Genomic DNA, 6,401 nt, shown 5'->3' with positions numbered 1-6,401 from the left:
CTCGCGCAGCGCGACTTCGCCCAACTCGTCGTCGTCGCCTTGGGCGTACGCTTCGCGCAGTCTGGGCGTCACCGCGAACGCGGTGCCGTTGACCGGCCACAACGAACCATCGGCGACGAGTTGCTGCAGCATGGCCAGGGTCACCGGGACGTAGATCCGCATCAGGCGGCACTCACCCGGGTCACTCGGTCGGACCGATCAACGTCGCGACATGGTCGTCCACGTAGGTCGACAGCTCGCGCGGTGGCCGCTGGTAGTTGTCGCTGACCACCGGACGGGCGGGCAGTTTGACCTTCGGTTTCTTCACGTCGCGATAGTCGATGGTGGACAACAGATGCGCCATCATGTTGAGCCGAGCGTGTTTCTTGACATCTGATTCCACGACATACCATGGGCTGCCCGGCGTATCGGTGAACACCATCATCTCGTCTTTAGCGCGGGAATAATCCTCCCACCGATACAGCGATTCCAGGTCCATCGGGCTGAGTTTCCATTGCCGTACCGGGTCATTCAGCCGCGCCTTGAACCGACGCAACTGCTCGTCTTCGGATACCGAAAACCAGTATTTCCGTAGCAGAATCCCGTCGTCGATGAGCATCTGCTCGAAGATCGGTGTCTGCCGGAGGAACAGCGCATGCTCTTGCGGTGTGCAGAATCCCATGACTTTCTCGACGCCCGCCCGGTTGTACCACGACCGGTCGAACAGCACGATCTCCCCTTTGGCGGGCAGATGCGCGATATAGCGCTGGTAGTACCATTGCCCGCGCTCCCGATCGGTCGGCGCGGGCAACGCGGCGATCCTTGCGACACGCGGGTTGAGATATTCGGTAATCCTTTTGATCGTGCCACCCTTGCCCGCGCCGTCGCGGCCTTCGAAGATCACCACGATGCGGGCACCGGAGAATCGCACCCACTCCTGCAGTTTGACCAATTCCGTTTGAAGCCTGAACAATTCGGCTTCGTAAACCTGGTTAGATATCTTGGGCAGCGGCGTCTTCGGTGACGTCTTCTGCGGCTTTTGCTGCTTTCGTTGCTTCGTCTTCGCCGACGATTCGTCGGCCGATCCGGTGCTCACAGCATCGAATGGTAAGTCGGCAAGCTGATTCTGCACCGGCGAAACGCAGCTCTATTGTGCGGCTTCCAACAATTCTTCGAGTGATTCGGCCAGTAGCACCGGTAGTACGTCGACATCGCTCATCGCGTCGCGGTCAGCATTGATGCCGAAATACAACATGCCGTTGTAAGAGGTCACGCCGATGGCCAGCACCTGGTTGTTGAGCAGCGGCGGTACGGCGTAGCTCTCCAGCAACTTTGCGCCGGCAATATAGATCTGCGACTGGGCGCCGGGCGCATTGGTGATCAACAGGTTGAACAGCCGCGCCGACAAACCGGTCGCGACCCGAATCCCCATGGCGTGCAGTGTCGGCGGCGCAAACCCCGACAGGGTCACGATCGTTCGCGCGTCGACCAGGCTGGATGCGGTCGGGTTGGATTCGGTGGTGTGTGCGATCTGTGACAGCCGCACGACCGCGTTGCCCTCCCCTACCGGCAGGTCGACCAGAAAGGGCGCCACCGCGCTGATCGCCCGCCCGCGGCTCGACGCGTCGAATGTCGCGTCCACGTAGACCGGCAAGGGCGCCATGGCCCGCACCATTCCGGTTGGCGCCGCCGCCTCGCCGCGCGACAACAGCCAGTTGCGCAGTGCGCCGGTGATCACCGCCAGCACCACATCGTTGACGTCGCAGTTGTAACGCGCTCGAATGGCCCGATAGTCATCAAGACGTCCGCGGGCGACCGTGAACCGACGGTTGCGGGACACCCTGGTGTTCAGCGGGCTGCTGGGCGCGGTGCCCCGCGCAAGCGTGCGAGCGACGTCGAAGAACCGTCGACCGACGTCGATCAGTTGGCCGGAATTGGTCGCCAGTTCGGTGACCCCGGTGCGGACGGCCCTCACCTGCGTGCGGGGGCGGGTGGCCCAGTCACCGAGGGCGCCCAACAACAGCCGGGTGGTGCCGGGTTCGCGGGCCGGTACCCAGAAGTCCTCGGGAAACGGCGGCGGACGCCGGCTCCGGTCTGCGATGACGTGACCGATGTCCGCCGCACCCATGCCGTTGATCAACGCCTGATGCGACTTGGTGTAGAGGGCGAGTCGATTTTTGGCCAAGCCCTCCACCAAGTACATCTCCCAGAGCGGCCGGGACTTGTCCAGCGGCCGTGCCGCCAGCCGGCCGATCAGTTCGTGCAACTGCTCGTCGCTGCCGGGCGACGGCAGCGCCGAGCGCCGGACGTGGTAGGTGATGTCGAAATCGCGGTCGTCGATCCACACCGGCCGGGCCAACCTCATCGTCACTTCCCGGACCTTCTGCCGGTACCGCGGTACCTTCGGCAGCCGCTGTTCGACGGTGGCCAGCAACGTTTCGTAGCTCAGCCCGGCGCGCGGCTGACGCAGGATCGACAGTGAGCCCACATAAAGCGGTGTGGCGGTGTTCTCCAGCTGATAGAACGACGCGTCCGAAGTGGACAACCTCGCCACGTCGCCTCTCCCTGGTATTTCCTCGCGTATTCGCCGGCAGATCGATCTGCCGCTCACGGTAACCGTCGGGGAGAGCCTGCCGCAGCGCGGGTACGGGCCCGCGACGATTGTGCGATGATCGTCACAGTCGTCTGCCACTCTCCAGCAGGCTTACTTTTCGGCCCCTTCGTAAGCATTGGGAGAGTGCAGCGTTGACCAGCCCAAGCCCATCCGATCGCGACGCGTTCGCCGTCCTGCCCGTCGTCGATTATGAACCGCCGGCGCGCGATGTCCGGCACTGTCGGCCGCCCAGACCCACAGCATTGCGGCGGCGTAATGCGCTTGTGCAGCAACGCCATTCAAGTCGGCCGCCTCCGACGGGTGGATCGTCGGCAATGTCGGCGCCGATGCGGCAAGCGGCGTGCTTCGCTGACGCAGCACTGCGCCGGGTGCTGGAAGTCATCGACCGTCGCCGCCCCGTCGCGCAGCTACACGGGTTGCTGGCCGCCGGTCTGGTCGACTCGGTGCTTTGCGCCCACCGGTTCGAGACCGGCCGGCTTGCGGCCGACGATAGCGCGGCGGCGGTGTTGCGCCGGTTGCGGCTGCAGGCGGTGGATGCCCCGGACCGGTTCACGGCGGCCGAGGTATTCGGCAGCTACAGCCGCGGGCCTCGCATCCACGCCATCGCCTGCCGCATCGAACGGGTCGCGGGCGGACGGTGGCAGGTGGTCGCCCTGCACATCGGCTGACCCACCGCGTCACACCGACTTGCGGGCACTGGCCGGCAACGGGCCGCCAGTGAAACGGGTGAGCACCGGACCGACGATCGCCAGCACAAACACATACGACGTTGCCAGCGCGGCAACCCCGGTGATCTGCGTGCCGACCAGGCCGATGATAATCAGCGAAAATTCGCCTCGGGCGATCAGCGTTGTGCCGGCGCGCAACTGGCCTCGCCGCGCCACTCCCTCGCGCCGAGCGGCGAACACTCCGGTGGCCACCTTCGTCGCTGCAGTGACCGCGGCCAGGATCAGGGCTATCGGGAGCTCCGGTAACAGCTGTGCGGGATTCACCGGCAGCCCGACCGCGACGAAGAAGATCGCGGCGAACAGGTCGCGCAGCGGACCAAGCAGCTTTCGGGCTCGTTCTGCAGTCTCACCGGTGAGGGTCAGGCCGACCAGGAAGGCGCCCACGGCGGCCGACGCATGCAGGTGCTCGGCCAGCGCTGCAACGATCAGGGTAATGCCGAGGACCCTCAGCAGCAGCTGCTCGGAATCCGGGTGCGTCATCAGCCGGCCGACGTGGTGGCCCCAGCGATACGACGCGGCAAACGCCATGCACAGCGCCGCGATCGCGGCGGCCACCTCGACGATCGCGAGCAACCAGCCGCCGCCCGCGCCCAGAACTGCCACCAGCGGCAGATAAACCGCCATCGCGAAGTCCTCGAGCACCAGCACCGCCAGCACCGCCGGCGTTTCGCGGTTACCGAGCCGGTGCAAGTCCGCCAGCAGACTCGAGATAACACCCGACGACGAGACGTAGGTGACGCCGGCCAACGCGAGGATCCCGACGCCGTTGAGCCCGAGCAGCCACCCTGCCACCGCACCGGGCGTGGCGTTCAGCACGAAGTCGACTGCGGCGGAAGGCAGGTGATGACGCAAACTGCTGGCAAATTCGGTCGCGGAGAATTCCAGACCCAAGGTCAGCAACAGCAGCACGACGCCGATCGGCGCGCCGGTGGTGATGAAGTGACCAGCGGTGGTCACCGGTGCGACTCCGCCGTTCCCGAGCGCCAAACCGGTCAGCAGATACACCGGTATCGGGGAGAGCGCGAACCGACGAGCGACCGTCCCCAGTAAGGCAAGCACGGTGAGGACGGCGCCGAGTTGCAGTAGTAGCGGCGCCGAAATCTGCACGCGCTCAGCCCTTATCGACGAGCTGCACGACTTTGGCAATGCCGGATTCGGTGCCGACCACCACCAGTACGTCGTTTGCATGCAGAATTTCAGCCGGCCCCGGCGATGCCATCACCACGTCGTTGCGCACGATCGCCACGATCGACGCGCCGGTGCGGGTGCGCGCCCGGGTGTCCCCGAGCGGCCGGTCCGCGAACGGGCTGCCCGGCCCGATGTGCACTTGACCGGCCTCGAGCCCTGGCACTTCGCGGGTCAACTCGGTGAAGCGCTCGGCGATGCGTGGTGCGCCCAGGATCTGGGCGACCGCGTCGGCCTCTTCGTCGGTGAAGTGGAAGATCGGCTGCGCTTGGTCGGGATCGTCGCGCGCATAACGGACGACGTCGAAGTCGCCGCTGCGCCGGGCGATGATCCCGATCCGCTCGCCGTCGTGGCTGGTGAACTCGTACCGCACCCCGATGCTGGGCAGCAGGACCTCTTTGACGTCCACAGCGGCTACCGCCGTTTGGCGGATTTCGGCTTGGCGTGCCGGCCTTGTCGGCGCGCGGCTTCACGCCGCTCGCGTCGACTGCCAGCGGCTCCGGCCGCTGCCGTCTGCGCGCCACCGTTGCCTTGCACTTGCGCCGAACCGTCCTCGGCCGGCCCAGAATACGTCAATTCGGGCGACTGCGTCTCAATTCCCTTGGCGCGCAACGCAGTCGCGGCTTCGCGTGGTCCGGCCGACTCGGCAGCCCCGCCAGCGGTCCGCTGCTGTGCGCTGGCCGCTGCAGCGGTGGCGAACTCCGCCAAGTCCTCCGGCTCCTCGACCGGTCCCACCTGCGGGGCCGGTACCGCCTCGACCGAGACGTTGAACAAGAAGCCGACCGACTCTTCCTTCAGGCCCTCGAGCATGCCGCTGAACATGTCGAAGCCCTCGCGCTGGTACTCGACCAGTGGATCGCGTTGGGCCATCGCGCGCAGCCCGATGCCCTCTTTGAGGTAGTCCATCTCATAGAGATGCTCACGCCACTTGCGGTCGATGACGTTGAGCAGCACGTTGCGTTCCAGCTGACGGATCGCGCCCTCGCCGGCGAGCTCCTCGAGTTCGGCCTCCCGCACGGCATAGGCACGCTCGGCGTCTTCGACCAACGCATCGAGCAGCTCCTCGCGGGTGAGCTCACCGGGCTCACCGATCGCCTCCGAGTCGAGCAGGTCTTTGTGGTCGATCTTGACCGGATACAGCGTTTTCAGCGCCTCCCAGAGCTGTTCGAGATCCCAGTCCTCGGCGTAACCCTCGGCGGTCGCTCCGTTGACGTAGGCGGTGATCACGTCGACGAGCATGTCGCGGGCCTGCTGCTGCAAATTCTCGCCCTCGAGGATGCGGCGGCGCTCCTCGTAGATGACCTTGCGCTGCTGGTTCATCACCTCGTCGTATTTGAGGACGTTCTTGCGGACTTCGAAGTTCTGCTGCTCGACCTGGGTCCGCGCGCTCTTGATCGCGCGGGTCACCATCTTGGCCTCGATCGGCACGTCGTCGGGCAGGTTGAGCCGGGTCAGCAGCGATTCCAGCGCCGCGCCGTTGAAGCGGCGCATCAACTCGTCGCCCAGCGACAGGTAGAAGCGCGATTCACCGGGGTCACCCTGACGACCGGAGCGACCGCGCAGCTGGTTGTCGATGCGGCGCGACTCGTGTCGCTCGGTGCCCAGCACGTACAGCCCGCCGGCCTCGATCACTTCCTCGGCCTCCGCGGCAGCGTCGGCCTTGACCACCGGCAGCTCCTCGTGCCACGCCTCCTCGTACTCGTCGGGCGTCTCAATCGGGTCCAGGCCTCGTTCGCGCAGTCGCAGGTCGCTCAGGAAGTCGACGTTGCCGCCCAGAACGATGTCGGTACCGCGGCCGGCCATGTTGGTGGCGACCGTGATGGCGCCGCGCCGGCCGGCCTGAGCGATGATGCCGGCCTCTTGCTCGTGGTATTTGGCGTTGAGCACGTTGTGCG

Annotated in this window: 6 protein-coding genes and 1 pseudogene; 1 reads left to right on the top strand and 6 read right to left on the bottom strand. The window is 65.8% G+C overall.

Features of this window, described 5'->3' with window-relative positions:
* The 3 genes from VNW74_RS26370 to VNW74_RS26360 all read right to left on the bottom strand — a co-directional run.
* The coding region (locus tag VNW74_RS26370) for a DUF6912 family protein (RefSeq protein WP_414686782.1) at nt 1-162 on the bottom strand (162 nt) is incomplete at its 3' end.
* Nucleotides 163-181: 19 nt separating this feature from the next.
* Nucleotides 182-1,075 (bottom strand): polyphosphate kinase 2, encoded by an 894-nt coding sequence (gene ppk2 / locus VNW74_RS26365; protein WP_414686780.1) that lies wholly within the window; start codon nt 1,073-1,075, stop codon nt 182-184.
* 51 nt (nt 1,076-1,126) lie between these two features.
* Nucleotides 1,127-2,533, bottom strand: coding sequence for a wax ester/triacylglycerol synthase family O-acyltransferase (locus VNW74_RS26360; protein ID WP_325682336.1), 1,407 nt, complete (start codon nt 2,531-2,533; stop codon nt 1,127-1,129).
* Between the two features lie 233 nt (nt 2,534-2,766).
* Between VNW74_RS26360 and VNW74_RS26355 the strand changes: the two genes are divergently transcribed.
* Nucleotides 2,767-3,261: an Rv3235 family protein gene (locus tag VNW74_RS26355; RefSeq protein ID WP_414686781.1), complete on the top strand. Its 495-nt coding sequence runs from the start codon at nt 2,767-2,769 to the stop codon at nt 3,259-3,261.
* A 9-nt stretch (nt 3,262-3,270) separates the two neighbouring features.
* Here the strand turns inward: VNW74_RS26355 and VNW74_RS26350 are convergent, their stop codons facing one another.
* The 3 genes and pseudogenes from VNW74_RS26350 to VNW74_RS26340 all read right to left on the bottom strand — a co-directional run.
* The gene (locus VNW74_RS26350) at nt 3,271-4,428 is read right to left on the bottom strand and encodes a cation:proton antiporter (protein WP_325682332.1); all 1,158 of its coding nucleotides are present in this window, start codon (nt 4,426-4,428) and stop codon (nt 3,271-3,273) included.
* 4 nt (nt 4,429-4,432) lie between these two features.
* On the bottom strand, nt 4,433-4,915 hold the full coding sequence (locus tag VNW74_RS26345) for a cation:proton antiporter regulatory subunit (protein WP_325682330.1): 483 nt from the start codon (nt 4,913-4,915) through the stop codon (nt 4,433-4,435).
* A gap of 5 nt (nt 4,916-4,920) precedes the next feature.
* A pseudogene (locus tag VNW74_RS26340) lies at nt 4,921-6,401 on the bottom strand (preprotein translocase subunit SecA); the annotation flags it as partial.

The sequence above is a fragment of the Mycobacterium sp. genome (assembly GCF_035570115.1).
GTDB lineage: Bacteria > Actinomycetota > Actinomycetes > Mycobacteriales > Mycobacteriaceae > Mycobacterium.
This window is presented reverse-complemented; position numbering and strand designations above follow the sequence as displayed.